The organism is Amycolatopsis sp. NPDC114504, from assembly GCF_055633595.1.
The window spans coordinates 927,951-953,810 of record NZ_JBVKDU010000002.1 but is presented as its reverse complement, the minus strand read 5'-3'; the positions used below and the strand labels follow the sequence as shown (position 1 = coordinate 953,810).

Genomic DNA, 25,860 nt, shown 5'->3' with positions numbered 1-25,860 from the left:
GGAAGACCATGCGAAAGTAGCTACCTTCTTTTTGGTGAAACTCCAACACTTGAGGACACGGCTTTCCCGGTCCCCATCGGTGAACGGAGTCCCCGCATGTCCAGAATCCTTTCGTCGCGCGCTGCCCGCGTCCTCACGGCGGTTGCCGCGGCGGCCGCAGGCTTGGCTGTTTCCGGCACCGCGCACGCCGCGGTCGAATATGGCTCTCACTTCCATGGCCACCAGTTCTCGGGCGGAAACTGGGGCGGTTACGTCAGCTTCGGCAGCTTCACCACGGCCACGGCGAGCTGGACCGAGCCGACGGTGACGTGCCGGTCGAGCAACGACCTCTTCGCGCCGTGGGTCGGCATCGACGGCGACGGATCGTCCACAGTGGAACAGACTGGCGTCGAGACGGACTGCTCCAGCGGCCGGGCGGTGTACTCGGCCTGGTACGAGATGTACCCGGCCGCGCCGGTGTACTACAACGTGTCGGTCGGCGCGGGCGACCACATCACCGCGACCGTGACGCGCACCGCCACCAACACCTACCGGCTCGACCTGTCCGACACGACCAAGGGCTGGACGAAGACGACCACGAAGTCGCTGACGTCGAAGCACGCGTCGGCGGAGGCGATCATCGAGTCGCCGACCGACTCCTACCCGACGATCTCCGGCGGCATCAAGTTCACCGGCGTGAAGTTCAACGGGACGAACCTGGCCTCGACCGGCCCGTCCGCGCTGAACGCCGACGACCGCGGCACGAACACCTGGATCCCGGGCGCGATCGGCTCGGACGGCCAGAGCTTCACGATCTCGCGGCACTGACCTACTTGAGGTTGTTGATGGCCCACGAGACCACCATGACCGCCAGGACGAGCGAGATGGCGGCCTGCAGCATCATCGTCATCTTCGCCCAGATCCGCAGGGGCATGACGTCGGTGGGGCTGAAGGCGGCCGCGTTCGTGAACGAGAAGTAGAGGTAGTCCAGGTAGGACGGTTCCCAGTCCCGGTGCGCCAGGTCCGGGTCGGCCATCTGCGGGAACTGCAGGTCGGGGAACTCGGCCCGGCCTGCAGCCCGCCGGCCCGGGCCGCCGCGGTCGAACTCCCAGTACCAGAGGGAGAAGGCGACGATGTTCGTCCAGTAGACGATCCCGCCGGTGACGAGCACGGCCCCGGGGCGGTCGCCGATCGTGCCGGTCGCGATGCCGTAGACCAGCTGCGCCGCGGACGCGCCGTTCACCGTGGTCACGGCGGCCACGAGCAGCAGCGAGATGACCCGTTCGACGGCGCTGAAGTGCGACATCCGGCCCGGGTTGACCAGCAGCAGCGCGACGACGAGCAGCCCGGAGACGGCGGGCAGCAGCCAGCGCGGGTGCAACGCCATGTCGGCGGGCAGGGCGACCTGCAGGACGAGCGTGGCGACCACGACGCCCATGGCGGGCCACCGCGTCTCACCGGAGGTACGCCGGCGCCAGGCGGGAAGAGCCTCTTCTGTCACGCGCTCAACGTAGGACGAGCCCGCTCGGCTAGCCAGCCGGTGCCGTGGTGACTTCGCCGGGCAGCTTGCGGGCCACGTCCGTCCGTGACCGCGCCCCCAGCTTTCGCAGCACCTTCGCCACGTGCTGTTCCACCGTCCGCGGCGAGAGGAACAGCCCGTCCGCGATCTCGCGGTTCGTCCTTCCCTCCGCCAGCATCCGCGCCACTTCGCGTTCCCGTGGCGACAGCTCGCTCCCGTACCCGCGCCGCCCGCGTTGCGACGGTGCCCACGCGCCGTGCTCGCGCAGCTGGTGACGGCACCGGCCCGCGTCCCGCGTCGCGCCCAGCTGCTCGTACGCCTCGGCCGCCGCCGTCAGCTCCTCGACCGCGTCGCGGTTGCCCGCCGCGAGCCGGCACATCGCCGCCCGCTCGCGCATGCCCGTCGCCGGGTACGGCATCGGCAACGCCGTGTAGCCCGCCGCGGCTTCGTCGAACAGCGTCGCCGCGGCCAGGTGCTTGCCGCGCGCCTCCAGCAGCACCGCCCGGCCGGCGATCAACGCCGCCGTCGCGACCGGGGCGTCCCGGTCTTCGATGCCGCGGGCGAACGCCTCGACCACGCTGTCGGCCTCCGGCCAGCGTCCGGCCCGCGCGTACGCCTGCGCCGCCGCCGGCACCAGCGCCGCCGCCCAGATCCAGACGCCCTTGCGCCCGGCCGCGGCCACCGCCGTGTCGGCCGCCGCGCACGCGCCGTCGACGTCGTCGGTCGCGAGCAGCACCGTGATCAGGACCCCGGCCGCCGAAAGCACCACCGGGATCGGCCCGCGATCCGGCGCGTGCACGCTCGCCGCGGTCAGGTGCCGTTGCGCGGCGGCGAACTCCCCGCGTACGGCCGCCAGCCCGCCGAGCACCAGCGACGACTCCATGACGATCGGGCCGAGCTCCGGATAGCTGTCGCGCAGCTGCTCGGCCGCTTCGGCGAGCCCGCTCCAGCGCCCGCGCACCCAGTCGAGCCGGACGCGGGTGCCCTGGATCAGGCCGATCGCGTACAGCGCGCCCGCGTCGGTCGCGCGCCGGACGCCCTCGGTCACCAGCCGTTCCGCCCGGTCGAGGTGACCCGCCCACGACTGGCCGTCGGCGAGGTTGCACCAGAGCCGGGCCAGCTGGACGCGCTCGGCGACCGTGCCGACGGTGTCCGACAGCGCCTCGAATTCCGCCCACGCCGAGCCGTCGCCGACGTGCGACGCGGCCGCGATGCGGTCGACGGTCAGCGCGAGCCGCAGCTCGGGGTCGTCGAGCCGCTCGTACACCTCGCCCGCGCGGGCGCGCCAGGATTCGTGCCACGACAACGGCGTCAGCCCGTCGATCGGCTGCGCGAGCAGCGTGATCCCGCGCGCGGCGAGGTCGGGCCGGTCGGTCAGCTCACCGATCGCGCGCTCGACCTCCAGCCGCCCGCGGCCGAGCCCGCCGATGGTCCGGACCTGCAGCATGCCGAGGCTCAGGCGGATCGAGCCGCGGACCGACGGCGGCAGCGTCACCTCTTCGAGGACGCGTTCGAGCGTGCCGATCACGTCGGGGCGGAACCCCCGCAGCGCGACCTGGCTCAGCTTGCCGGCGACGCGCCCGATGTCGGACTCCGCCGGCCCGGGTTCGGCCAGCACCGACTGCAGAAGGTCGATCGCGCGGGAAGTCTCGCCGCGGGTGACGGCTTCGTCCGCGGCGGCTTCGGCGTAGTGGCGCCACTGGTCGACGCGGCCGGCCGCGCGGGAGTGCCGGGCCAGCAGCGTGAGCGGCGGGGACGGCTGCGCGGCGAGCACGCGGATCGCCTGCGCGTGCAGCAACGCGCGCTCGGGTCCGCTCACCGTGTCGTAGACCGCTTTGCGCGCCAACGGGTGCCGGAAGCCGTACTTGCCGTCGCCGACCTCGCCGAGCACACCACCGGACAACGCGGCCAGCAGCGCGGTGCGGAGGGTGTCGTCGGCGAGCCCGGCCAGCTCACCGAGCACGGCGGCTTCGGCACCGACGCCGAGCACCGCGGCCGCGCCGGCCAGCCGCACCGCCGGCTCGGGCAGCGTGGAAAGCCGTTCGGTGACGGATTCGCGCAGCAGGACCGGGACTTCGAGGTTCTCCAGCATCCGGTCGGAGAGGACTTCGCCGACCGGCAGCCGTTCGGCCGCTTCGCGCAGGGCCCGCAGGGTTTCTTCGACCACGAACGGGATCCCGGCGGTGCATTCGTGCAGCTTCGCCGCGAACTCGTCGGTGACGCGGGGCAGCTCGAGGATTTCGACGGCGAGCTTGCGCACCGCCGTGACGTCGAGCGCGCCCAGCGCGACGCGCGCGGAGTGCACCGCGGGGTCGGTCCGGAAGGGGGCGCCGAGTGGGCCGGGGCGGACGTCGGTCGCCGAGCGGTAGGTGGCGACGACCGCCAGCTCCGGCGGCATCGTGCCGGCGAGGAACCGCATGAGGTCGCGGGTGTCCTCGTCGGCCCACTGGAGGTCGTCGATCAGCACGAGCGCGGGCCCGCACGCCCGCAGGACCTCCCGCACGGCGCGGAAGACGCGGTGGCGTTCGGCGACCGGGTCGGCGAGGGGCTCGGGCCGCGGGGGAAGCGCTTCCGCGAGCTCCGGCAGCAAGGGCCGCAGCACGCCGGCGACCGGGCTCAGCGGGCCGAGCGGTGTCTCGCCCACCCCGCGAAGCGCTTCCAGGACGGGCCCGTAGGGGAACGGTTCCCGCAGTGGCTGGCAGGCGCCGGTCAGGACGCGGCTGCCCTCGAACTCCTTGCGGCGCCCGATCTCCGCGAGCAGCCGGGTGCGGCCCATGCCGGGCTCGCCCTCGATGAGCACGGCGGCCGGGCGCCGCTTGAGCACGTCGACGATGGCGTCGAGCTCGGTGTCGCGGCCGGTCAGCCGGGCGGGTCCGGACCGGACGGACACCGAGGTGGGGCGGGGAGCCGTGAGCCACATGACGCGCCCTCCTCGACCTGCCGGGGTGTGCGCGGGAGCCTAAGCAGCGTTGTTCGGTCCGTAAACCATTAACCGACTAGGTGGTCAGTACCGCCATCACACGTCCGCCTACCCGCTGTCACCGGTTTGCCGGGGGATTCGCCGGTTTCGGGTCACCGTGCGTGCGAAACCGGGGCGACCACTGCGTTCCGGCCGTGGTTCACGCGTTCCGGGTGCCGTGATCGCTACCGAAAGTAGTGCCCGGAAACCCTACTTAAGGACCTGTCCGACCGGGTGACAACCCGTGGCCGGGACCGCTTGGAGCAGGGGATTCGTCCGGGGTGAATGCGTATACCCATTCGCCGGGCGCCCGGATTGCACCGTAACGCCCACTGCGGGGACCCTCACCCGGGGGAGTACCACTGCGTGGCCGGTGCAGAGCCGCGCGTAACCACCTAGGGAGAAGCATGAAGATCGCCAGACTCTTCGGTGCCGCTGCCGCCGCGGTGATGACGACGGGTGCGCTCGTCACGCTCGCCGTTCCCGCGTCGGGCCAGGACCTGCTGAACCCGGACATCGTGCCCGCCATGCAGCGCGACCTGGGCCTGACCCACGACCAGGTGCTGACGCGGCTGAAGAGCGAAGACGTCGCGAACAAGGTCACCGAGGCCGTCAGCGCGACGCTCGGCGGCGCGTTCGGCGGCGCCACCTACAACGCCGCCACGGGCAAGGCGCACATCCAGACCACGAACGCCGCCGAGGTCGGCAAGATCCAGGCGGCCGGGGCCGAGGCGGAGGTCGTGAAGTTCAGCGCCCGCCAGCTCGACTCCACTGTGGACACCCTGAACGCCCGCGACAACGCGGCGCCGTACGCGATCACCGGCTGGGGCGTCGACTCCACCACCAACCGCGTCACGCTTTCCGTGCTGCAGGGCCAGCGCGGCGCGGCCGACACCTTCCTCACCCAGTCCGGTGTGGACAAGTCGTCGGTCACGATCCTCGAGACGGCTTCGAAGCCGACGCTGCACGCCAACATCCGCGGTGGGGACGCCTACTACATCGGTGGCTCGTCCCGCTGCTCCGTCGGCTTCGCGACGACCACGGGCTTCGTCACCGCCGGCCACTGCGGCGCGCTCACCGGCGGCGGCTCGCTGACCGGCTCGAACGGCGCGGCGCTCGGCAGCTGGATCACTTACCGCTTCCCCGGCGTCGACTACGCGGCGGTCCGGACCAACAGCAGCTGGACCCCGGTCGCGCAGATGAACAACGGGACCGCGGTGCGCGGGTCGTCGAACGCGGCGACCGGCTCGTCGGTCTGCAAGGCCGGCTCGACCACCGGCTGGACCTGCGGCACCATCGGCGCCAAGAACCAGAGCGTCCGCTACTCCGAGGGCACGGTCAACGGCATGACCGCGACCAACGTCCGCTCGGCGGCCGGTGACTCCGGCGGCGGCTTCATCGCCGGCAACTACGCGCAGGGCGTCCTGTCCGGCGGCAACACGAGCGTGACCTACTTCTACCCGATCGCCGGCGCGCTTTCGGGCACCGGCACCACGCTGAAGACCAGCTGACCGCTCCTGAGAAACAGCGAAGGGCGGGTTTCGAGTGCCTCCAGCGCACTCGAAACCCGCCCTTGTCCTCGCCGCGGGATTGGGAGGTTCAGGGGTCAGACGTTGCTGATCTCCTCGATCAGCCCGTCGACGTCGAAGTGCGCGCTCTCTTCGCCGAGCGGCACCAGCTCGTAGGACGCGTCGAGGAACGTCCGGATGTCTTCGGTCTCCAGCTCGAACGACGCATAGCCGTCCGGTGACTCGATTTCCAGGGTGAGGAAGTCCTCGTCCTCGGACAGGTCGGGGCGAACGCGGACGTCGCCGAGGCCGGCCGGCTCGTCGAGGCCGGCCACCAGGAGGTCACGCGCGAAGGTCCATTCGATCCACCGGCCGCGCTCGGTCCGGAACGCCACGGTGACCGCGAACGGCTCGTCGGCGTGGAACGAGAGGCGGGACAGGACGGGCGTGGTGCTCTCGTTCAGCACCACGAACTGGCTCTGGTGAACGGCGTCGGTCTGCATGGCCCCTCCTGGAGTCCGGGTGGTTCGCGCGGCGCGAACTGTTCGAGGAGGAGATGACCAGGCCTTGCGGTCATGACGGAGAAACTCTCACGTTCACTTGATCGGTTGCATCCGTCCATTGTGGTGTAACGTCCGGCACATACCCCTTGCGTTCAGCCCGCGACTGCCGGTGACGGTTCGCGCAGGGCTCCGGGGAGCTTCTTCCGCAGCACGAGCAGTGCCGGGATCGCCGCCGTGCAGGTCAGAGCCAGTACCGACCACGTCAGCGCGTTGCTGACGCTGAGCAGGACGGCCAGCAGGCCGGGGGCGAGCGCGACGGGCAGGCCCCAGGAGAGCTGGAAGATCGAGCTGGCCCGGCCTTCGGCGCCGGGCGGCGCGGCCGCGGCGGCCGTCGCGGTGCCGGTGGGGCCGAACATCGCCTCCGCGACGGAGAACCCGAGGCTCGTCACGAGGATCAGCCCGGCGGCGACGTGCAGGGGGACCATTTCCAACGGGATCAGCAGGGCGAAGGAAACCGCGAACAGCGTCGCGGCGCCGATCAGCGTCGCGGTCCGGCTGCGCCCGGCGAGCAGGGCGACGATCGGGCGCTGCGCGGTCACGACGACCACGGTGCCGAGCGTGATCGCGGTCCCGGCGATCCACTGTGGACCGTGCAGGAGATCGCGCACGACGATGGGCAGCACGGCGAACTTGCTCGCGCTGGCGAGCGTGAAAGCCGTGTGGGTGACGCAGAACCCGGTGAAGGGCCGATCCCCGAGCACGGCCCGCCAGCTCCCGGACGTCGTCCGCGTGCGGGCCTCGGCGCGCGGGAGCAGCCGGATCAGGACCGCCGCCACCGCGAAGCTCGCCGCGTTCACGTACGCGAGCGCGTGGAACGCCGCCTGGCTCGTGATCGTCGGCAGGACCGCGGTCGCCGCCGCCCCGATCCCCGCGCCGGCGAAGCGCCCCACCGTCTGCGTCGCCAGCATGCGGTCCGTCTCGCTCCCGGTCGTGAGCCGGGCGACCATCGGCGCGTTGCACGTCCAGAACAGCCGGTCGCCGAAGCCGGCGACCACCGAAACCACGATCACCTGCCAGCTGGTGTGGACCAGTGGGTACGCGCAGAAGGCGACGAGCCGCACGAGGTTCCCGGCGATGAGCAGCGCCCGCGGCCCGAACCGGTCCATGGCGGCCCCGGTGGCCGGCCCGGTGACGAGCGCGAGCAGCGCCCCGGTGCTCAGCGACGTCCCCGCGTCGAGCAGGCCCATGCCCTGGCCGTGGACGAGGAACAGCAGCGCGAACGGCACCCACAACCCGCTGCCGAGCGCGTCGATCAAGGTCGCGACGAGAAAGATCCGGCGGTTCCGAAGCATGCATCCCCCAGGTGGACAGCGCTCCAGAATATCGCCCGCCTACGGCCCGAGCGGCAGGCTGAGCCCGACCTTCACCCGGTCCATCGCCACGCTCGTCGTGAAGTGCCGGACGTTCGGGTTGTCGAAGAACATCCGCCGGGTGAACGCCTCGAAGCCCGCCATGTCCGGGCACGTCACGACCAGCACGAAGTCCGCGTTGCCGGTGACGTAGTAACACTGCTGGACGCAGTCGTCGGCGAGGATCTGGCGCCGGAAGGCGTCCAGGACCGCCAGGTTCTCCCGCTCCATCTCGACCATGACCACGAACGTCATGCTCAGCCCGAGCGCCGCCGGCGACAGCACCGCGACCTCGCGCTCGATGACCCCCGCTTCGCGCAGCCGCTTGATCCGCCGTTGCACCGCCGCGGCCGAGAGCCCGACCTTCGCGCCGATCGTCTCGGCGATGGTGCGGGCGTCCTCCTGGAGGCAGGCGAGGATGGCGATGTCCAGCTGGTCGAGGTCGGGAGTCTGCACTCCAGCAGGCTAGCCGGGACCCCCGACGATTTGCCCGGCGTTCGCTCCGCGCTCACTCTTGCGTGACGTCGCTCACTACTCCGTCCGAGGGGAAAGTGAAACAACTTTTTCAGTGACCTGGAACACAACTCACGGGTCTACCAGGGGGTAGCCCATAGAAGTGGAAGACCAGCCGGTCGCTCCGCCAACCCGCCGGCGTGGGGAGGCTCCGCCGTGCCCGCACCTGCCGCCGTGCTGACCGGAATCGGGTCGTGCTTGCCGACGACAGTCCTGGGCAACGACGAGATCGCCGCCCGGCTCGACACCACGGACGAGTGGATCCGGACCCGCACCGGCATCCGGGAGCGCCGCGTCGCCGGGCCGGACGAGTCCACTGTGGATCTCGCGGTCGGCGCGGGCCGGGAAGCCCTCGCGGGCGGCTCGGCCGACGTCGTCGTCCTCGCCACGTCGACCCCCGACCAGCCCTGCCCGGCCAGCGCGCCGCAGGTCGCCGCCCGGCTCGGGCTCGGCACGGCCGCGGCGTTCGACGTCAACGCCGTCTGCAGCGGGTTCGTCTACGCGCTGGCCACGGCCGCGGGGTTCATCGCGGGTGGCATCGCCGAGCGCGTGCTCGTGATCGGCGCCGACACCTTCACCACGCTCATCGACCCCGACGACCGCACGACCGTCCCGATCTTCGGCGACGGCGCGGGCGCGGTCCTGCTGCGGGCGGGCGAGCCCGACGAAGACGGCGCGCTCGGGCCGTTCGACCTGCACAGCGAGGGTGACCTCGCCGACCTGCTGTGGGTCGAAGCCGGCGGCGCGCGGCGGCGGCTGTCCGACCAGCCGAGCGATCGCTTCCTCGCGATGCAGGGCACGGCGGTGTTCCGGCACGCGTGCGCGCGGATGGCGGAGTCGTCGCGGACCGTGCTGGAGCGCGCGGGCTGGATGGTCGGCGACGTCGACCGCTTCGTCGGCCACCAGGCGAACATCCGGATCCTCCAGTCGACGGCGAAGCAGCTCGGCATGCCGGCCGACGCCGTCGTCGCGAACATCGACCGCGTCGGCAACACCAGCGCCGCGTCCATCCCGCTGGCCTTGGCCGACGCGCGGGCCGACGGGACGCTCGTCCCCGGGCACAAGGTGCTGCTCAGCGCGTTCGGTGCGGGCCTGACCTGGGGCTCGACGGTGCTGCGCTGGCCGGACCTGGGTCAGCTGTCCTGAGGTTCCGGGCCGGCTGTCCAGGTCGGCGTCGGCTCCTGGCGGCCGCGTAGGGCCAGCTCGCCGTGCTTCTCCCAGTACGCGCCTTCGCTCGGCAGCGCCGCCGAGACGACGGCGTCGCTGGCGAGGATCCGTGACGGCACCGCCTTGGCCAGCTCGGTCAGCCGCGCGGCCTCGTTGACCGCGTCGCCGATCACGGTGTACTCGAGCCGGCTGCTGCTGCCGAGCTGCCCGGCGAACACCGGCCCGCTCGAGACGCCGATGCCGAGGTCGAGCTCGCCCTTCGCGCACACCGCGTCCCGGATCGTGCGGGCGGCGGCCAGCGCGGCCGTCGGCGCGTCCGCGAGCCGCGTCGGGGCCCCGAAGATGCACAACGCGGCGTCGCCCTGGAACTTGTTGACCAGCCCGCCGCGCGCGCCGACCGCGGTGACGACCGCGGCGAACAGCCGGTTCAGCTTCTCGACGAGCTCCTCCGGCGGCGTGCGGTAGGCGAGCGCGGTCGAGTCGACGACGTCGACGAACAACGCCGTGACCTCGCGGACGTCCCCGGACAGCGACGCGCCGTACTCCAGCGCGTGCCGGGCGACGTCGGCGCCGACGTGCCTGCCGAAGAGGTCCCGCATCCGCGCCTGCTCGCGCAGGCCGGCGGCGAGCTGGTTCACCGACGTCTGGAGCAGGCCGATCTCGCTGGAGTCGTCGACGTCGACCGTGACCTCGTTGTCGCCGCGCGCGATCCGGTCGAGAGCGACGCGCAGCCGGTGCAGCGGCGCCGCGACGGCCCTGGCCAGCAGGGCGGTGCCGATCGCGCCGACGCCGAGGCCGATCACCGACAGCATGATCAGGCTGGCGGTGTGGTCGCCCGAGCCGAGGTCCGGCGGGGTCGCGACGAGCAGGACGCCGACGAACGGGACGCCGCTGGCCAGCGCCCAGGTGACGATCAGCCGGGTCAGCACGGTGACCGGCAGCGACCCGCTCGGCGGCAGGATCTCCAGCGCGATCGTCATCACCGGCCGCGCCACCCACTCGGCGGCGAGGTAGGTGAGCCCGACGGTGGTGAGGCCGCCGAGCCCGATGACCGTGGCCATCCCGATGGCGTCCTCGCCGGAGCCGAGCACGCCGGCCAGCACGCTGAGGACGAGGGTGCCGATCAGCCAGAGCGTGCCGCTGACCACGGCCATGTCGACCGGCAGCCGCAGCGCGCGCTTGGCTTCGCTTTCCGACGGTGGGCGGCCGAGCACGAACCAGATCGCGGTGCGGCGCTGCAGCCACGCCGTCCACAGTGTCCCGGCGAGCAGCGAGACGGCGACGATCCCGGCCGCGGTCAGGCCGAGGATCCAGCCGCGGTCACCGACGTCGCCAGGCAGGCCCTGCAGCAGCAGGAGCAGCGCGACGACCCCGGAGCCGGCGACGCTGGAGCCGAGGCCGAGCCCGGCGAAGCCCAGGCTGGTGCGCAACACCACCCGGAAGTTGCTCACGGCGATCTTGCGCACGGCCTTGATCGTACGGCCGGCGTCGCGTCAGAAGCGGTACCGCACGATGTTCGCCATCTTCGCCAGCGCCGGGAAGTACTTCGTCATGCGCAGCTGGAACCGGGTGAACGGCCGGAGACGGGCCAGGACGTCCGGCGTCGCCCAGTGCCCGGCGTCCAAAGAGGACACGAGCGTGAGGCCGTCGCGCTCCAGCTCGCGGGGATCGTCGACGCCCCAGTGCAGGGTCGCTTTCGTGCGCCGGACCGGGGTGTTGAGCTTCTGCGCCTTGATGCCGAGCCGGTTGAAGACGTCGCAGATCAGCTCGCCGGAGGGGAACTTCGCGACCAGCCGCCGGATGAGCTCGTGGCCGGACTCCGGCGTCAGGTACATCGTCAGCCCTTCGGCGACGATCAGCGCCGGACGGTCCGACGGCACCTGGTCGAGCCACCCGAAGTCCGTCACCGACGTGCCGATGTTCGTGTGGTTCGGCGCGGCCGCGTAGAGCTTCTCGCGCAGCTCGACGACCTCGGGGTAGTCGACGTCGTACCAGTGGACCGTCTCGGGCGGGGCGAGCCGCTGGAAGCGCGTGTCCATGCCGCAGCCGAGGTGCAGCACGATCGCGTCCGGGTGCTTCTCGAGGTACTCGCCGGCCCATTCGTCGATCGGCTTCGCCCGCAGGACGACCGACACGGCGCCGTCGCGGTTGATGCCGAGCTTGGCGAAGTCGTAGTCGATCTGCCGGACGGCTTCGTCGGCGGCGTGGTCGCCGAGGATGGGGTGGGCGCTGCGGTAGTCGAGCGCTCGGCCGTAGAGCGTGGCCAGGTTGGTGGCCTTTTCTTCGGTGAAGTGCACCTTCTCCATCAGCGCTCCTCCGCGGCGAAGTCGTGGGCGTAGGTCTTGGCGTCGACCAGGTGCTTGAGGGTCAGCTCGCGCGCCGCGGCCGGGTCGGACCGGCGGATGGCGTCGAGGATCGCGCGGTGGTCGTCGACGGCCTTGCGGATCTGGCCGGGCAGCCGCAGCGCCAGCCGCCGCTCCTCGCCGACCAGGGCGAGCACGGACCGCAGCAGCCCGGCGACGTCGTCGTTGCCGGCGTTCTGCGCGATCACCCGGTGGAACTCGGCGTCGGCGGCGATGACGTGCAGCATGTCGCCGTCCTCGGCGGCCTGCGCCATCTCGGCGACGTTGTCCTCGAGCCGGCTCACGGTCTTCGCGGTGGCTTGCCGGGCCAGCCGTTCGGCGAGGGTCGGCTCGACGGTCGCACGCAGGTCGAAGAGCTTCTCGACGAGCTGGTCGTGCTCGGTGAACCAGGTGCGCAGCGGCTGTTCCTGCTGCTCACGGACGTAGGTGCCGGACCCGGCGCGGATCCGGACGTAGCCGATGGAGTCGAGCACGCGCAGCGCCTGCCGCAGCGACCCGCGGCTGATGCCGAGGTCCTCGCACAGGACCCGTTCGGCGGGCAGTCGGGAGCCCGGCGGCAGCTTCCCGGAGTCGATCATCGACCGCAACCGGTCGACGGTCGCGCTCCAGACCTGCTCGGTGTCCACACCGCCATCCTCTCAGCTCCGGAAACTGTCGGTGGTGACTGTCATGATCGCGGACATGGACATCCTGGGGGCGTGGGTGCGGGGCTGGGCGGTGTCGCGGGCGGTACCACCGCCGGTCGCGGAGCCGGACGGCCTCCGCGTCGACGTCGGCCTGCCCGGCCACCGCGTCCGCTACCTGCTGCGGTCGCCGTCGACGGTGGCCACGCGGGCGCGGACGGTGGCGGCGCCGGGCACGTGGCTGAAGACGTGCGGCTCGCGGGCCTCGGTGCTCGCGGGCCTGACCACGGAATGGGAAGCGGGGGAGACGGAGTACTTGATGACCTTCGACGGCGGCTTCCCGCCGGCCGAGGTCCCGGCGCCGTACTCGGTGACGGTGACCGGCGAGGGCCCGGTGTGGGAGGCATCGGTGACGGCCGAGGGCGCGCCGGCCGCGCGCGGCTGGGTCGCGGTGGCATCGGGGGCGGCGGTGTTCGACCGGATCGTCACGGAGCCCGAGCACCGGCGCCGCGGCCTCGGCCGGGTGGTGATGCACCGCCTGGGCGTCGCGGCCGGGGCGCACTCGAGCGTCCTGCTGGCTTCGACGGCCGGGCGCGGGCTGTACCGCGCGCTCGGCTGGCGCGTGGTGTCCGACGTCGTCCCCGCTCACGTACCGGAAGGATCGAAATGACCGCGCAGTTCAAGGACCTCGCCCTCGACGCGACCGACCACCAGGCCCTGGCCGACTGGTGGTGCCGCGCCATGGGTTACGTCCGCCGCGACTCCTTGACCGGTGACTCGCGACCGGACGACTGGCCCGTCCCGATCGTCGACCCGGCCGGCAAGGGACCGCTGATCTGGCTCAACCCGGTCCCGGAGCAGAAGACGGTCAAGAACCGCCTGCACCTGGACGTCTTCGGCGACCCCGCCGAGTTGCTCGAACTGGGCGCGACGCTGGTCCGCGAACGCGACGACGACATCGAATGGGAGGTGATGGCGGATCCGGAAGGCAACGAATTCTGCGTCTTCACGCCGCGGTGAGTGTCCGACCGGCCACATCTGCGTCGCGGGACAGGCTCACGATGCTTAGGCTCCGCACGTGAATGCTTCATGACGTGGTGGCACGCGGCGATCATCGTGGTCGCCGGGATCTGGGCGGGCACCATCAACGCCGTCGTCGGGTCGGGGACGCTGGTGACCTTCCCCGTCCTGGTCGCGCTGGGGTATCCGCCGGTGACGGCGACGACGTCCAACGCCATCGGTCTCGCGCCCGGGACCCTCAGCGGTGCCTGGGGCTACCGGCACGAGCTGGCCGGCTACTGGCCGCAGGTCGTGAAGTTCGCCGTCGCGTCGTTCCTCGGCGCCATCGGTGGCACCATCCTGCTGCTGTCGCTGCCGAAGGACGCCTTCGAAGCCGTCGTCCCCGTGCTCGTCGGGCTGGCCGTGATCCTCGTGATCGTCCAGCCGCGCGTCTCCAAGTGGGTCGCGAAGCGGCGCGAAGAGAACGGCGCCGAGCACAAAGCCGGCCCGCTGCTGATGTTCTTCATCTTCCTCATCGGCATCTACGGCGGGTACTTCACCGCCGCGCAGGGCGTGATGCTGATGGCCGTCATGGGGATGCTGCTGTCCGAACCGCTGCAGAAGCTCAACGGCGTCAAGAACGTCCTCGCCGCCGTGGTCAACGTCGTCGCCGGGGTGATCTACGCGTTCGTCGCGCCGATCAGCTGGCCCGTGGTGCTCTGGCTGGCCGTCGGGTCGACCGCCGGCGGCTTCCTCGGCGCGAAGATCGGCCGGAAGCTGCCGCCGGCGGTGCTGCGCGGCGTGATCGTCGTGATCGGCGTCGCCGCCGTGATCCAGCTGGTGGTCAAGCAGTTCAGCGACTGAAGTCGCGCGCCGCGGCCAGGAAGAGGTCGTTCTCCTCGCGGGTCCCGATGGTCACGCGCACGCCGTCGCCGGCGAACGGGCGCACCACGAGCTTGCGGTCCAGCGCGTGCTCGGCGAACGGCACGGCCTGGTCACCCAAGGGCAGCCAGACGAAGTTCGCCTGCGTCTCGGGTACCCGGTAGCCGGTTTCGAGCAGCGCGTCCCGCACCCGGCCGCGTTCGACGACGATCTCCTCGCAGCGCGCGAGCAGCTCGTCGGCCGCGTCGAGCGACGCCAGCGCCGCGACCTGGGCCAGCATGTTCACCGAGAAGGCGACGTACACCTGGCGAAGCGCGTCGGCGATCGGCTCCGGCGCGACGGCGTAACCGACGCGAAGGCCCGCCAGGCCATAGGCCTTCGAGAACGTGCGCAGCACCATGACGTTCGGGCGCGTCCGCGTGTACTCGACGCCGTCGGGCACCTCGGGGTCGGTGACGAACTCCTTGTACGCCTCGTCCAGCACCACCAGCACGTGCTCCGGGACCGCGTCGAGGAAGCGCTCCAGCTCGGTGCGGCGGATCGCCGTGCCGGTCGGGTTGTTGGGGTTGCAGACGAAGACCACGCGCGTCTTCTCGGTGATCGCCGCGAGCATCGCGTCGAGGTCGAGCTCCTGGCCCTCGGTGATCGGGACCTTCACGGACACGGCGTTCGCCACCTGCGTGACGATCGGGTACGCCTCGAACGAGCGCCAGGCGAAGATCACCTCTTCGCCGGGCGCGCAGACCGCCTGGATCGTCTGCTGGCACAGGGAGACCGAGCCGCAGCCGATGGCGACGCGCTCCACCGGCACGTCCAGCTCGCGCGCCAGCCGCTCGCGCAGGGCCTGCGACCCGGTGTCCGGGTAGCGGTTGATGCCCGCGGCGGCTTCGGCGATCGCCCGCGCGACGCTCGGCAGCGCACCGCCGGGCACCTCGTTGCTCGCCAGCTTGATCGCGCCTTCGATCGTCCGGCCGGGGATGTATTTCGGCAACGATTCGAGATCGGCACGAGGGGACACGGACGACATCTTCGGCGCTCCTCCGATTGAACGGGACGACCCGGTCACCGTATCTTTTCCGCCCGCCGCCCCGCGACTCCCTTCAGGCGGTATGTGACCCGTGGACCTGCCAAACTGGGTTCCCGCCGTTCACCTCCGAGTGATTGAGTGACGCAATGACGTCGACCAGCACCGTGGATTACCAGCGCACCGACGGCAGGGCCCTGCGCCTGACCTTCTCGGAACCCGAAGGCGCGCTACGCGGCGGTTTGGTGGTGCTGCACGAGGCGGACGGGGTCACCGACGGCGTCAAGCTGCTGCTCGCCAGCCTCGCCCTCGAAGGCTGGCTGACCGTCACGCCGCACCTCGAAAACGCGGAGCTGACGCAGCAGGACCTGCTCGACGCGACGGACATCACACTCGCCTGGCTCGTCGACCGCGGCGTCGAGGCCGACCTGCTCGGCGTCATGGGCTTCGACCTCGGCGGCACCGCGGCGCTCGTCGTCGCGTCGCACCGCCGGCTGGGTGCGGCCGTCAGCGTCGGCGGGCAGCAGGCCGCCGAACTGCCCGCGCTGGTCGAGATCGCCGGGAAGCTCACCAGCCCGTGGCTCGGCATGTACGGCGACGCCGGCGACGAGGCGGGCGGCGCCGAGGTCGAGCGCCTGCGCGACGCCGCGGCGTCGGCGAAGGTCGCCACGAACGTCGTCCACTACCCGGGTGCGAACCACCGCTTCGACGCCGACCCCGGCGCGGCCGCCGAGGCCTGGCAGCGCACGCTGAATTGGTTCGACGCGCACCTGCGGTAGGCGGGATTACAGTCGTGACGTGACGCACACCGCCGACGTCCCCGAAGTGCTCTGGCGACCTGAGCCGAGCCACGTTGCCGACACCAAGATCGAGGCGTTCCGCCAGTGGCTGCGTGCCGAACGCGGCGCCGAGGTGGACGACTACCGCTCGCTCTGGGAGTTCTCGGTCGAGCGCGGCCCGGACTTCTGGACGGCGGTCGCGGACTTCCTCGGTGTCCGCTGGCACGACCAGCCGGGCGAGGTGCTCTCCGGCGAGATGCCGAACGCGGTCTGGTTCGACGGCGCCACGCTGAACTACGCCGAGCACGCGCTCACCCCCGGCGTCGCGGGCGCGGCCAAGGGCGACGACGAGACCGCGGTGATCTTCCACCGCGAAGACGGCTTCGCGGACCACCTCACGTACGGCAAGCTTCGCGCGCAGGTCGCGGCCGCGCGGGCGGCGTTCCTGGAGCTGGGGGTCGGCAAGGGCGACCGCGTCGTCGCGCTGGCCCCGAACTGCCCGCAGACGCTGGTCGCGTTCCTCGCCGCGGCGAGCATCGGGGCGATCTGGTCGTCGTGCTCGCCGGACTTCGGCGTCCGGGCGGTGGCGGACCGCTTCGTGCAGATCGAGCCGAAGGTGCTCTTCGCCGTCAACGCGTACGCGTACAACGGCCGTCAGTTCGACATCCGGACGACGGTCGCCGACCTGCAGGCGAAGCTGCCGTCGCTGGCCGCGACCGTGCTCGTCCAGTACGTCGGCGAAGGACGGATGGACGGCGCGCTCGACTGGGACGGGCTGCTCGCGGCGAACGAGGGGGCGCCGCTGCTGTTCGAGCCGGTCGAGTTCGCGCACCCGCTGTGGGTGCTCTACTCGTCCGGCACCACCGGCCTGCCGAAGGGCATCGTCCACGGCCACGGCGGCATCACGCTGGAGCACCTCAAGGCCCTCGCGCTGCAGACCGGCCTCGGGCCGGACGACCGGTTCTTCTGGTTCAGCACCACCGGCTGGATGATGTGGAACTTCCTCATCTCCGGCCTGCTGGTCGGCACGACGATCGTGCTCTACGACGGCAGCCCGGGGTACCCGGACCTGAACGCGCTCTGGCACCTGGCCGAGCAGCACCGCGTGACGTACTTCGGGACGTCGGCGCCCTTCATCCAGAGCTGCCTGAAGGCGGGCATCAAACCGGCCGAGCGCTACGACCTGACGGCGTTGCGCGCGCTCGGCTCGACCGGCGCGCCGCTGAGCGTCGAGGGCTTCCGGTGGATCGTGAACGAGGTCGGGAAGAAGGTGCAGATCTGCTCGGTCTCCGGCGGCACCGACCTGTGCGCGGCCTTCGTCGCGTCGGCGCCCGACGTGCCGGTGTGGCTGGGGGAGCTGTCCTGCCCGGCGCTGGGCGCCGCGGTCAACGCGTTCGACGAGGCCGGCAACGCCGTTGTCGAGCAGGTCGGCGAGCTGGTGATCACGAAGCCGATGCCGTCGATGCCGGTCTTCTTCTGGAACGACCCGGACGGCTCGCGCCTGCGTGAGGCGTACTTCGAGATGTACCCGGGCCTCTGGCGCCACGGCGACTGGATCCGCGTCACCGCCCGCGGGTCGGCGGTGATCTACGGCCGCAGCGACTCGACGCTCAACCGCGGTGGCGTCCGGATGGGCACGGCGGAGTTCTACCGGGTCGTCGAGGGCTACGACGAAGTCGCGGATTCCCTGGTCGTGGACACTTCGGCCGTCGGAAACGAGGACGGGCAGCTGATCTGTTTCCTCGTGCTCGCGGACGGCGCCGAACTCGAAGACGTCGAGCCTCGGCTGAAGAAGGAGCTCCGTAGCGCGCTGTCACCGAGGCATGTACCCGATCGGTTCGTCGTGGTTCAGGAGATTCCTCGTACCTTGAACGGTAAGAAGTGTGAGGTACCGGTGAAGAAGATTCTCGCCGGTGTGGCTCCTGACCGGGCCGTCAGCCGCGACGCGCTGGCCAACCCGGCGGCGTTGACGCCGTTCGTGGAGCTCGCCGGCGGGTAGATGGGGGAAGCATGATCGTCCACAACGGGTTGTACGGGTGGTGACGGGGACACGCGCGCAGACCACCTGGCGGGTGGCGGGAGCCACCACCGTGGGGGTGATCACCTGGGTGACCCGGCTGGCGGGACTGATGACGCTCGTGTCGGTCCTGGTGCCGGCCGGGCGCCGGAACCTGCGCGGGCACCTGTCGGAGTGGCTGGAGCTGCCGCAGGAGGCGACGGTCGCGGCGGCGACCGTGGCGCTGGTGACGGGCGTGCTGCTCGTACTGCTGGCCGCGGGGCTGCGGCGCCGCAAGCGCCGGGCCTGGCAGCTGGCGATCGGCGCGACGGTGCTGCTCACGGTGTCGCACATCGGGCTCCGGCACGTCTTCGGCGCCGGGATGGTGTCGGTCGTGCTGCTGGTGGGCCTGATCGCGAGCCGGCGCTACTTCGTCGCGAAGCCGGACCCGGTGGTCGGCCGCTGGCGTGCGGTGCGCGTGTTCCTGCAGCTGGCGCTGGCCGGGTTCGCGATCAACGTCATCCTGCTGTCGGTGGCGTCGCGGGCGGTCCTGCAGCCGATGAGCTTCCCGGACCGGCTGGCGGAGTCCGCGCTCGCGCTGGTCGGTGCGAGCGGGCCCGCCGTCTTCCACCAGATGTGGCTGGAGGACATGACCGCGGCCGTCGGCCTGCTGTTCGGGCTGGCCGCGATCCTGGTCTCGGCGTACTTCCTGCTGCGCTCGGCCGAGCCGGCGCCACAGCTGTCCGACGACGAGGTCGGCCGCCTGCGCAAGCTGCTCGACGAGCACGGTGAGCGGGATTCCCTCGGCTACTTCGCACTGCGCCGGGACAAGTTCGTGGTGTTCTCGCGGACCGGCAAGGCCGCGGTGACCTATCGGGTGATCGCCGGGGTCGCGCTGTGCTCGGCCGACCCGCTGGGCGACCACGAGGCGTGGCCGGGCGCGATCGAGGAGTACCTGGAGGTCTGCCGCCGCAACGGCTGGGTGCCGGCGGCGATGGGCGTCTCGGAGCTCGGCGCGACGGTCTGGGCCCGGTTCGGCCTGGAGGTCCTGGAGATCGGCGACGAAGCGGTCGTCGACGCCGAAGGGTTCACCTTGGACGGACGCGTCATGCGCGGCGTCCGCCAGGCCGCGGCCCGCACGAAGCGCGCGGGCTACAAGGTGCTGGTGCGCCGGGCCGAGGACCTGCGCGAAGGCGAGCTGAACGAGCTGGTGACGCTGGCCGCGAACTGGCGCGGCACGGACACCGAGCGCGGCTTTTCGATGGCGCTGGGCCGCATGGGCGACGCGGGTTCGGTGCTGGTGACGGCCGAGCAGGGCGGGCGCGTGCGGGGCGTGCTCCAGTTCGTGCCGTGGGGCGCGAAGGGGTTGTCGCTGGACGTGATGCGCCGCGACCGCACGGCCGACAACGGCGTCAACGAGCTGATGATTTCGGAGCTCCTCCTGGCGGCGGGAAGGCACGGCGTCGAGCAGGTGTCCCTCAACTTCGCCGCGTTCCGCGCGTTGATGGAACAGGGCCAGCGCATCGGCGCGGGCCCGGTCGCCAAGACGGCGGCGAAGGTCCTGCACTTCTTTTCACGCTGGATCCAGATCGAGACGCTGTACAAGTTCAACGCGAAGTTCCAGCCGCGCTGGGTGCCGCGGTACTTGGTGTACCCGGGAGTGCGCGAACTGCCCCGGGTCGGCATCGCGACGTTCGAGGCGGAAGGCCTCGGCGGACGCTCTCCGCGCCTGCTCAGACTGCTGCGCCGGGCGTGAGGGGGGTGCTGTCGGAGGGTGATCGGGGGGTGTGTAACCTATCTGAGCAGTGGTCGTTGGGCCCAGGAGGCTTCGCCTAGTCTGGTCTATGGCGCCGCACTGCTAATGCGGTTGGGGGTAACCCCCCCTCCCGGGTTCAAATCCCGGAGCCTCCGCTGGTACCCGGTTCGCCGGGTGCTAGGTTAGAGAACAACTGAACACGCGCCCGTAGCTCAGCTGGATAGAGCATCTGACTACGGATCAGAAGGTCAGGGGTTCGAATCCCTTCGGGCGCACGTCTGGTTGAGACAGCACTGGAGCCCCCTCGCGAGAGGGGGCTCTTTTGTGTCCGCCTTCCGGTTGGAAGCCCGCTTCGCGACAGAGTCTCCGAAGCCTTGAGGTACCGGCCGTCCGTGGTGGCGCCCCGCCGAATCGGCTGCTTTGCGTAACTGGACTGGACCAGTGAACACGCCAACGTCTCAGCTGGTCACCCTGTGTCCACCACTCTCCGTGGTTGTCCTTCCCTAATTGGTCTGGACCACGTAACGTCTTCGCAAACGGCGCATAAACACCACCGGGTCCCCGCCTGAGGTGGGCACGCCGTCCCCCTACCTGGCTCAAGGGAGAGCGATGTCCAGAAAGAGATGGCACCTCCTCGGTCTGTTCACCGCGGTCGGCGCGATCGCGGTCGGTCTCGTCACCGTGCCGGCGAGCGCCGCCGGCGGCGTTGGCGCCAGCTTCACCAAGGGCTCCGATTGGGGCACCGGCTACGAAGGCAAGTACACGATCAACAACGGCTCCGGCTCGACGCTGGCCGCCTGGACGGTCGAGTTCGACCTCCCGTCCGGCGCGAAGATCGGCTCCCTCTGGGATGGCAGCTACACCGCCGCCGGCCAGCACGTCACCGTCAAGAACACCTGGAACGGCAACGTCGGCAACGGAAGCACTGCCAGCTTCGGTTTCAACGTCAGCTACTCCGGCACCTACTCGGCGCCCGCGAACTGCAAGCTGAACGGCGGGTCCTGCGACGCCGGCGGTGGCACCCCGACCACCACGCCGACGACCCCGACCCAGCCGACGACCACCCCCACCACCCCGACCACGCCGCCGACGACGACCACCACCACGCCGCCCCCGCCGGGTGGGCTGAAGAACGTCGGCTACTTCGTGCAGTGGGGTGTCTACGGCCGCAACTACCACGTCAAGAACATCGAGACGTCGGGTTCGGCGAACAAGCTGACGCACATCAACTACTCGTTCGGCAACGTCACGAACGGCTCCTGCACCGCCAACGACGACCCGTACGCCGACTACCAGAAGACCTACGACGCCGCGGGTAGCGTCGACGGTGTCGCCGACACCTGGGACCAGCCGGTCGCGGGCAACTTCAACCAGCTGCGCAAGCTGAAGAAGATGCACCCGGGCCTCAAGGTGATCTGGTCGTTCGGTGGCTGGACGTACTCCGGTGGCTTCGGCCAGGCCGCGCAGAACCCGGCCGCCTTCGCGCAGTCCTGCTACAACCTGCTGAAGGACCCGCGTTGGGCGGACATCTGGGACGGCATCGACATCGACTGGGAGTACCCGAACGCGTGCGGGCTCTCGTGTGACTCCAGCGGCGCCAACTCGTACAAGAACGTGATGTCCGCGCTGCGCTCGAAGTTCGGCTCGTCGTTCCTGGTCACCTCGGCCATCTCGGCGGACGGCAGCAACGGCGGCAAGCTCGACGTCGCCGACTACGCCGGCGCGGCGCCGTACCTCGACTGGTTCAACGTCATGACCTACGACTACTTCGGTGCCTGGGCGCCGCAGGGTCCGACGGCCCCGCACTCGCCGCTGACCAACTTCACCGGCATCCCGACGCCGGGCTTCTACTCCGACGCGGCGATCCAGAAGCTGAAGAGCAAGGGTGTCCCGTCGAGCAAGCTGTTGCTGGGCATCGGCTTCTACGGCCGCGGCTGGACCGGCGTCACGCAGTCGACCCCGGGTGGCACGGCGACCGGCCCCGCGCCGGGCACGTACGAGCAGGGCATCGAGGACTACAAGGTCCTGAAGAACACCTGCCCGTCGACCGGCACGTTCGCCGGCACCGCGTACGCGAAGTGCGGCAGCAACTGGTGGAGCTACGACACCCCGGGCACCATCGGCGGGAAGATGTCCTACGCCAAGCAGCAGGGTCTCGGCGGTGCCTTCTTCTGGGAGCTCACCGGTGACACCAGCAATGGCGAGCTGATCACCGCCATGAAGAACGGCCTGTCATGACGCGCCGGTGGTTGCCCGCACTCGGGCTGGCGGCCGCGGCCGCCACGATCGGCGCGATGTTCGTGATCGCTCCGGCGAACGCGGCGGGCGGCGTGTCCGCGACCTTCTCGAAGGGCTCCGACTGGGGCACCGGGTACGAAGGCAAGTACACGATCGCCAACGGCTCTGGCTCGACGCTCGCCACCTGGACCGTCGAGTTCGACCTTCCGAGTGGAGCGAAGATCTCGTCGCTGTGGGACGGCAGCTACACCGCGTCCGGTCAGCACGTCACGGTGAAGAACTCGTGGAACGGCAACGTCGGCAACGGCTCGAGCGCCAGCTTCGGCTTCAACGTGGCGTACTCCGGTGCGTACACGGCGCCGTCGAACTGCAAGCTCAACGGCGGGTCGTGTGCGGCCGGGGGGACACCCCCCACTACGACACCGCCGCCTACGACGACGCCCCCGCCCACGACCACCCCGCCGCCGGGCACCGGTGGCAAGGGCGCGCCGTACCTGTACATGGGCTGGGGCAGCCCGCCGAACCCGCAGACGGTGATGAACGCGACCGGCGTCAAGTGGTTCACCATGGCGTTCATCAACGCCTCCGGTGGCTGCAACCCGGCGTGGGACAGCAGCCGTCCGCTTTCGGGCAGCGCGGACGCGAACGCGATCGCGCAGATCAAGGCGGCGGGCGGCCAGGTCGTCCCGTCGTTCGGCGGCTGGAGCGGCAACAAGCTCGGTCCGAACTGCTCGACGTCCGCCGCGCTGGCCGGTGCCTACCAGCAGGTCATCAACGCGTACGGGCTCAAGGCGATCGATATCGACATCGAGAACTCCGACGAGTTCGAGAACGAGGCCGTGCAGGACCGCATCCTGGGCGCGCTGAAGATCGTCAAGCAGAACAACCCGGGCGTGCAGACCATCCTGACGTTCGGCACGTCGACGACCGGCCCGAACTACTACGGCAACCGGCTCATCGACCAGTCGAAGGCCCTCGGCGCGAACGTGGACGTGTTCACGATCATGCCGTTCGACTTCGGCGGCGGTTCGAACATGTACCAGAGCACGGTGAACGCGGCGAACGGCTTGCGCGACAAGCTGAAGTCGACGTTCGGGTGGAGCGACGCCACGGCGTACAGCCACGTCGGCATCTCGGGTATGAACGGCCTGTCCGACCAGCAGGAGCTGACGGATCTTTCGACCTGGACCCAGATCACGAACTGGGCCAAGACGAACCACCTCGGCCGGCTGGCGTTCTGGTCGGTGAACCGGGATCGTGGTTGTCCCGGTGGTGGCGTGCAGTCGGCCTGCAGCGGCATCGCCCAGAACGACTGGGACTTCACCAAGGTGACGGCGGGCTTCTGACGTCGTCGTGAAAGAGGCCTCCTTGCCGGCTCCCCGGGCCGGCAAGGAGGTTCTTTCGTCTGCTCAGTGCCCCACGAAGAAGTGCCAGCCGACCCACCACCAGGCCAGCACGAACGCGATCCGCGCGGTCCGCCGTCGCATCACCACGGCCAGGACGCTCGTCAGCTTCGGCACTTTCTTCGGCCACACGTGGCTCGCCACACCCAGCCCGATCGCCGCCAGGACGATCAGCCCGAAGCCCAGCTCCGTGATGATCCGGCTGTTCACGGCCGCCTCGCCGCGGCGGCCGCGCGGAGCATCGCCAGGCCGGCCGCGAACCAGCCCGTGATCGCCAGTGCCTGGACCCAGCGGCTGGTCAGCAGCGGGTCGACCAGGTCGCTCATCGTCGGGTGGGTCGTCGACAGCCCGCCCGCCGCCTGCTCGTAGACGAACGACAGCAGCTCCCACGCGCACCAGCTCAACGCCACCGCCGACCAGAGCCACGCCCGGTGCGGCACCGGGCGGTCCGCCGGCAGCGACGGGTCGCGCCATTCCGCGAACAGCGCGACCACGCCGATCGCCGAGACCGCGACCGCCACCGGGACGCTGTCGCGGCCGAACGCCAGCACCAGCAGTCCGGCCGCGACCACGGCGAACCCCGGCACGCGGAACGGTTCCCCGAACTCGGCTTCGTTCGCCCTGGGCCGTTCGGTGATCAGGAGGACCAGCGTGACGGCCAGGAAGATCAGCGCGTCCGCGGGTGCGCCCCGGATCCAGTGCGCGATCGCCGCGAGGGTGAGCGCGATGACCGGGAGGTCGACGGTGAGCGAGTGACTGCGGAAGCCGAGAGCCATGGTGTAGCTCCTTCGCGACAGGTCCTTGTCATTGCTAACAAAAAACGTCGCGCACGGCCAGCGGATTCCTCGATCAGAGCGTCTTGACGGCGTCCCCGATCGCCTCGTCCAGGATCGAAAGGCCCAGCGAAATCTCCTCTTCGGACGCCGTCAGCGGCGGCGCGATCCGGAAGACCCCGCCCATTCCGGGCAGCTGCACGATGTTCATGTGCAGCCCCAGCTCGAGGCAGCGGGCGGTGACGCGCGCGCCCAGCTCGTCCGAGCTGCGCTTGGTCTCGCGGTCGACGACCAGCTCCAGCCCGGCCAGCAGGCCGCGGCCGCGGATGTCGCCGACGACCTCGTGCCGGTGGGCGATGCGCTCGAGGCCGTGGCGCAGCAGCGAGCCCAGCTGGAGCGCGCGCTCGTCGAGGCGGTCGCGCTGCAGGACGTCCAGGACGGTGTTGCCGACCGCCGCCGGCAGCGGGTCCGCGACGTGCGTGGTGAAGAACAGGAACCCGCGCTTGTGCGCCTCTTCCTCGATCTCGGCGCTGGTCAGCACCGCCGCGAGGGGCAGCCCGGCGCCGAGCGTCTTCGACAGCGTCAGGATGTCCGGGACGACGCCGTCGCGCTCGAACGCGTACCAGTTGCCGGTGCGGCAGAGGCCGGTCTGGGCCTCGTCGAGGATCAGCAGCATGCCGCGTTCCCGGCACTTCTCTTGAAGCGCGGCGAAGTAGCCGACGGGTGGTTCGATGATGCCGCCGGAGCTGAGGATCGGCTCGACGATGCACGCGGCGAGGCTCCCGACCGACTGCGCGTCGATCATCTCGAACGCGAAGTCGAGCTGACGCCGCCAGTCGAGCTTGCCGTCGGCGTCGGTGAAGTCGGGCCGGTACGCGTTCGGCGCCGGGATGGCGAAGTTGCCGGGCGCGGCGGGGCCGTAGCCCTTGCGGCCGGCGCTGTAGGTGGCGCTCGCCGCCGCCTGCGTCATGCCGTGCCACGACCGGGCGAACGAGACGATCTCGTGCTTGCCGGTGACGAGCTTCGCCATCCGGATGGCGGCCTCGTTGGACTCGGCGCCGGTGGTCAGCAGCAGCGCCTTTTCCAGCGGTTCGGGTAGGGACTCGGCGAGGCGCCGCGCGAGGTCGACGACCGGGCGGCTCACCATGCCGCTGAACAGGTGGTCGAGCTTCGAAATCTGGCGCTGGACGGTGTCGACGATCTCCGGGTGCGAGTGTCCGAGGATCGCGCTCATCTGGCCCGAGGTGAAGTCGAGGATGCGGCGGCCGTCTTCGGTGAAGACGAAGCTGCCTTCGGCGTGGTCGATGATCTCGTGGGTGAAGGTGCCGCCGTAGCGCACGAGGTGCCGGTCGGCGTCGGCCCAGAAGGCGTCGGACGTGGACAGTTCGGAGGTCGGAGCAGCCATGCTTCGACGGTAAGTCCGGTCCGAGCGACACGTCCAGCTCACAATTCCGGCTTTCTTGTTCG

General features: G+C 70.7%; 23 protein-coding genes and 2 tRNA genes. 13 read left to right on the top strand and 12 right to left on the bottom strand.

Annotated features, from left to right (window positions below; genetic code table 11):
- The first annotated feature begins 96 nt into the window (after positions 1 to 96).
- A complete protein-coding gene (locus tag ACZ7PG_RS16400) occupies positions 97 to 807 on the top strand; it encodes a G1 family glutamic endopeptidase (RefSeq protein WP_470239870.1) in 711 nt (236 codons plus the stop codon).
- Between the two features lies 1 nt (position 808).
- Here the strand turns inward: ACZ7PG_RS16400 and ACZ7PG_RS16395 are convergent, their stop codons facing one another.
- Positions 809 to 1,417 carry a hypothetical protein gene (locus tag ACZ7PG_RS16395; RefSeq protein WP_470240774.1) on the bottom strand — a complete coding sequence of 203 codons (609 nt, stop codon included), beginning with the start codon at positions 1,415 to 1,417 and terminating at the stop codon, positions 809 to 811.
- Between the two features lie 91 nt (positions 1,418 to 1,508).
- Positions 1,509 to 4,418: an ATP-binding protein gene (locus tag ACZ7PG_RS16390; protein ID WP_470239869.1), complete on the bottom strand. Its 2,910-nt coding sequence runs from the start codon at positions 4,416 to 4,418 to the stop codon at positions 1,509 to 1,511.
- Positions 4,419 to 4,864: 446 nt separating this feature from the next.
- Here ACZ7PG_RS16390 and ACZ7PG_RS16385 point away from each other — a divergent pair, with 446 nt between their 5' ends.
- Positions 4,865 to 5,968, top strand: coding sequence for a S1 family peptidase (locus tag ACZ7PG_RS16385; RefSeq protein WP_470239868.1), 1,104 nt, complete (start codon positions 4,865 to 4,867; stop codon positions 5,966 to 5,968).
- 95 nt (positions 5,969 to 6,063) lie between these two features.
- Here the strand turns inward: ACZ7PG_RS16385 and ACZ7PG_RS16380 are convergent, their stop codons facing one another.
- From ACZ7PG_RS16380 to ACZ7PG_RS16370, 3 genes are all read right to left on the bottom strand, one after another.
- Positions 6,064 to 6,468, bottom strand: a complete 405-nt coding sequence (locus tag ACZ7PG_RS16380; protein ID WP_470239867.1) for an SsgA family sporulation/cell division regulator — start codon at positions 6,466 to 6,468, stop codon at positions 6,064 to 6,066.
- 152 nt (positions 6,469 to 6,620) lie between these two features.
- On the bottom strand, positions 6,621 to 7,820 hold the full coding sequence (locus tag ACZ7PG_RS16375) for an MFS transporter (RefSeq protein WP_470239866.1): 1,200 nt from the start codon (positions 7,818 to 7,820) through the stop codon (positions 6,621 to 6,623).
- A 39-nt stretch (positions 7,821 to 7,859) separates the two neighbouring features.
- A complete protein-coding gene (locus ACZ7PG_RS16370) occupies positions 7,860 to 8,333 on the bottom strand; it encodes an Lrp/AsnC family transcriptional regulator (protein WP_470239865.1) in 474 nt (157 codons plus the stop codon).
- A gap of 213 nt (positions 8,334 to 8,546) precedes the next feature.
- Between ACZ7PG_RS16370 and ACZ7PG_RS16365 the strand changes: the two genes are divergently transcribed.
- On the top strand, positions 8,547 to 9,536 hold the full coding sequence (locus ACZ7PG_RS16365; RefSeq protein WP_470239864.1) for a beta-ketoacyl-ACP synthase III: 990 nt from the start codon (positions 8,547 to 8,549) through the stop codon (positions 9,534 to 9,536).
- On the opposite strand, the gene ACZ7PG_RS16360 is transcribed toward ACZ7PG_RS16365, so the two are convergent.
- Genes ACZ7PG_RS16360 through ACZ7PG_RS16350 form a run of 3 tightly spaced genes read right to left on the bottom strand, consistent with a single transcriptional unit; the run spans position 9,524 to position 12,546 of the window.
- Positions 9,524 to 11,023 carry an adenylate/guanylate cyclase domain-containing protein gene (locus ACZ7PG_RS16360; RefSeq protein WP_470239863.1) on the bottom strand — a complete coding sequence of 500 codons (1,500 nt, stop codon included), beginning with the start codon at positions 11,021 to 11,023 and terminating at the stop codon, positions 9,524 to 9,526. The genes ACZ7PG_RS16365 and ACZ7PG_RS16360 overlap by 13 nt on opposite strands.
- A gap of 27 nt (positions 11,024 to 11,050) precedes the next feature.
- Entirely contained in the window at positions 11,051 to 11,863 is an 813-nt protein-coding gene (locus ACZ7PG_RS16355; protein ID WP_470239862.1) for a class I SAM-dependent methyltransferase, read from the bottom strand.
- Entirely contained in the window at positions 11,863 to 12,546 is a 684-nt protein-coding gene (locus ACZ7PG_RS16350; protein ID WP_470239861.1) for a FadR/GntR family transcriptional regulator, read from the bottom strand. Before ACZ7PG_RS16350 ends, ACZ7PG_RS16355 begins: the two co-directional genes overlap by 1 nt.
- Before the next feature lie 43 nt (positions 12,547 to 12,589).
- Between ACZ7PG_RS16350 and ACZ7PG_RS16345 the strand changes: the two genes are divergently transcribed.
- The 3 genes from ACZ7PG_RS16345 (at position 12,590) to ACZ7PG_RS16335 (ending at position 14,406) form a co-directional block, all read left to right on the top strand.
- A complete protein-coding gene (locus tag ACZ7PG_RS16345) occupies positions 12,590 to 13,213 on the top strand; it encodes a GNAT family N-acetyltransferase (protein ID WP_470240773.1) in 624 nt (207 codons plus the stop codon).
- Positions 13,210 to 13,563, top strand: coding sequence for a VOC family protein (locus tag ACZ7PG_RS16340; RefSeq protein ID WP_470239860.1), 354 nt, complete (start codon positions 13,210 to 13,212; stop codon positions 13,561 to 13,563). Before ACZ7PG_RS16345 ends, ACZ7PG_RS16340 begins: the two co-directional genes overlap by 4 nt.
- 69 nt (positions 13,564 to 13,632) lie before the next feature.
- Positions 13,633 to 14,406: a sulfite exporter TauE/SafE family protein gene (locus tag ACZ7PG_RS16335; protein ID WP_470239859.1), complete on the top strand. Its 774-nt coding sequence runs from the start codon at positions 13,633 to 13,635 to the stop codon at positions 14,404 to 14,406.
- Here the strand turns inward: ACZ7PG_RS16335 and hisC are convergent.
- A complete protein-coding gene (gene hisC / locus ACZ7PG_RS16330; RefSeq protein ID WP_470239858.1) occupies positions 14,396 to 15,451 on the bottom strand; it encodes a histidinol-phosphate transaminase in 1,056 nt (351 codons plus the stop codon). The two genes, ACZ7PG_RS16335 and hisC, sit on opposite strands and share 11 nt — an antisense overlap.
- A 146-nt stretch (positions 15,452 to 15,597) precedes the next feature.
- Here hisC and ACZ7PG_RS16325 point away from each other — a divergent pair, with 146 nt between their 5' ends.
- The 7 genes from ACZ7PG_RS16325 to ACZ7PG_RS16295 all read left to right on the top strand — a co-directional run bounded on the left by ACZ7PG_RS16325 (position 15,598) and on the right by ACZ7PG_RS16295 (position 23,563).
- On the top strand, positions 15,598 to 16,227 hold the full coding sequence (locus tag ACZ7PG_RS16325) for a dienelactone hydrolase family protein (RefSeq protein ID WP_470239857.1): 630 nt from the start codon (positions 15,598 to 15,600) through the stop codon (positions 16,225 to 16,227).
- Positions 16,228 to 16,246: 19 nt separating this feature from the next.
- Complete coding sequence (locus ACZ7PG_RS16320; RefSeq protein WP_470239856.1) at positions 16,247 to 18,226, top strand: acetoacetate--CoA ligase; 1,980 nt, start codon at positions 16,247 to 16,249, stop codon at positions 18,224 to 18,226.
- A 37-nt stretch (positions 18,227 to 18,263) separates the two neighbouring features.
- Positions 18,264 to 19,979, top strand: coding sequence for a phosphatidylglycerol lysyltransferase domain-containing protein (locus ACZ7PG_RS16315; RefSeq protein WP_470239855.1), 1,716 nt, complete (start codon positions 18,264 to 18,266; stop codon positions 19,977 to 19,979).
- Positions 19,980 to 20,044: 65 nt separating this feature from the next.
- Positions 20,045 to 20,134: transfer RNA gene (locus tag ACZ7PG_RS16310), tRNA-Ser, on the top strand.
- A 46-nt stretch (positions 20,135 to 20,180) separates the two neighbouring features.
- Positions 20,181 to 20,254 (top strand) — tRNA-Arg (locus tag ACZ7PG_RS16305).
- A gap of 334 nt (positions 20,255 to 20,588) precedes the next feature.
- Positions 20,589 to 22,217, top strand: coding sequence for a glycosyl hydrolase family 18 protein (locus ACZ7PG_RS16300; RefSeq protein WP_470239854.1), 1,629 nt, complete (start codon positions 20,589 to 20,591; stop codon positions 22,215 to 22,217).
- Positions 22,214 to 23,563 (top strand): cellulose binding domain-containing protein, encoded by a 1,350-nt coding sequence (locus tag ACZ7PG_RS16295; protein WP_470239853.1) that lies wholly within the window; start codon positions 22,214 to 22,216, stop codon positions 23,561 to 23,563. Before ACZ7PG_RS16300 ends, ACZ7PG_RS16295 begins: the two co-directional genes overlap by 4 nt.
- 63 nt (positions 23,564 to 23,626) lie before the next feature.
- Here ACZ7PG_RS16295 and ACZ7PG_RS16290 read toward each other — a convergent pair whose 3' ends face one another.
- From ACZ7PG_RS16290 to ACZ7PG_RS16280, 3 genes are all read right to left on the bottom strand, one after another.
- Positions 23,627 to 23,830 (bottom strand): DUF6186 family protein, encoded by a 204-nt coding sequence (locus tag ACZ7PG_RS16290; RefSeq protein WP_470239852.1) that lies wholly within the window; start codon positions 23,828 to 23,830, stop codon positions 23,627 to 23,629.
- The gene (locus tag ACZ7PG_RS16285; RefSeq protein ID WP_470239851.1) at positions 23,827 to 24,396 is read right to left on the bottom strand and encodes a hypothetical protein; all 570 of its coding nucleotides are present in this window, start codon (positions 24,394 to 24,396) and stop codon (positions 23,827 to 23,829) included. The genes ACZ7PG_RS16290 and ACZ7PG_RS16285 overlap by 4 nt, the downstream gene beginning before the upstream one ends.
- Before the next feature lie 73 nt (positions 24,397 to 24,469).
- Complete coding sequence (locus tag ACZ7PG_RS16280; RefSeq protein WP_470239850.1) at positions 24,470 to 25,798, bottom strand: aspartate aminotransferase family protein; 1,329 nt, start codon at positions 25,796 to 25,798, stop codon at positions 24,470 to 24,472.
- Positions 25,799 to 25,860: the final 62 nt, after the last annotated feature.